This is a genomic window from Agromyces humi (assembly GCF_009720255.1).
Lineage (GTDB): Bacteria > Actinomycetota > Actinomycetes > Actinomycetales > Microbacteriaceae > Agromyces > Agromyces humi.
On sequence record NZ_WJSP02000574.1, the window covers coordinates 1 to 1755 of the forward strand.

Here is a 1755-nt window from a genome sequence, read left to right on the forward strand (position 1 = left end):
CCGGCACCGCCGCCGTGAACCTGGCCGGCGCGGTCAACGTCGACGACATCCACACCTACGCCTGGATCGGCGCGAACGCCAAGGTCAACTGCGACGCCGGCTGCACCGACGTGGCCGTCGGCTCGAACGCGGCCCAGTCGGTGCGGGTCGCCGCGGCCGCCCAGTTCTACCACCTCGGCATCGCCGGCGCCCTCTCGATCGCCGGCTCCGCCGGCGTCGCGATCCCGATCGGCGTGCGGGTCGTCAACCTGAACACGCGGGCGCACGTCGGAAGCGGCGCGATCGTGCGGGCCCGGAACGACATCGCGATCATCGCCACGGCCACCGACGCGGTCGTCTCCGTCGTGGTCGGCGCGGGCGGCGGCACCGTCGGCGTCGCCGCGACGCTCGCCGTGACGATCCTCAACACCCGCACCTTCGCCTGCACCGGCGACCCGGCCGGCGACGGCACCCCCTGCACCACCGGCGGCGCCACGCTGAAGGCCGGCAACAACGTGCTCGTGCTCGCGGGCGACGACAGCAAGGCCATCCTCATCACCGCCGCGCTCGCCGGTGGCCTCGTCGGCGTCGGTGCCGCGGTCGGCATCGCGCTCCTGGACAAGAACACGCAGGCGTTCCTCGGCGCCGGATCGGTCGTCGACGCCCTCGCCACCGGCACCGGGCTCCCCGACGTCTACAGCGGCACCATCGTCGGCAACGGCTTCGGCCGCTACGGCGCCGGCAACCCGTTCCACGGCGTCGCCGTGCAGGCCTACTCCTCCGAGGACATCTTCGGGCTCGTGCCCGCCATCGGCGGCGGCTTCGTCGGCGTCGCCGGCGGCATCGCGGTCACCCTCCTCCATGTCGTCGTGAAGGCGTCCATCGGCGGCGGCTCGCAGGTGAACCTCGCGGCCGGGGCATCCGCCTCGCAGAGCGTCAACGTCTCGGCGGTCGACCGCTTCAAGTCCCTCACCATCGCGGGCGGCGCGGCCGGCGGCTTCGTCGGCGTCGCGGGCGGCATCGACATCGGCATCGCCGACACCAGCGTGCAGGCCTCGATCGGCTCGGGCGCCACCGTGAAGGCCAACGACGACGTCGAGGTGTTCGCCCTGTCGATCAAGGACGTCAGCTCGATCGCAGTGAGCATCGCCGGCGGCGCGGTGGGTCTCGCGATCTCGCTCTCGATCTGGGCGATCGGCACGCAGCAGTCGGGCACCTACCACCAGGCCGACGGCGGACCGTTCCGCGGGGAGTTCTCGGCGGCCACCGCGGGCGACGTGAACCTCTTCTACCGCAAGGGCGACGTCGTCACCTACGGCGGCAAGCGCTGGGCGGCCACGGTCGAGCACGCGACCAGTACGCCGGGCACCGACGGCCAGTGGCAGGGCGAGACGGATGCCGCGCCCACCGCCAAGGACAACACCGACGAGGCCGACGAGATCGCCAAGGGCGACGGCGGCTACAAGGACGCACTCGGCGGCACCACGAGCACCCGCACCTATGCCGCGTGGAACCCCGCGACCTCCTACGACATGGACGACGCGAACTCGTACGTGACCTTCAACGGGCACAAGTACCGCGCCAAGGTGCACGCCACGACCGTCGGCGCGAACCCCGAGGCGACCCCCGACGAGTGGGTCATGGTCGACGGCGAGGAGAAGACCAACGACCGGGTCTCCGCCGCGATGGCGGGCGCCTCCGCCGGGATCGCCGGCGCCGCACCCGCCACCGGCCTCACCGCGAGCGCCCTCGGAACCCCGCCCTGTGCGTGCGGTC

The 1755-nt window shown here is 72.8% G+C and carries 1 protein-coding gene; it reads left to right on the forward strand.

The genetic code is table 11. From position 1 onward, the window contains the following. Positions 1-1755 (forward strand): hypothetical protein (locus tag GH736_RS22415; RefSeq protein ID WP_203230916.1); only part of this gene is annotated, 1755 nt, incomplete at both ends.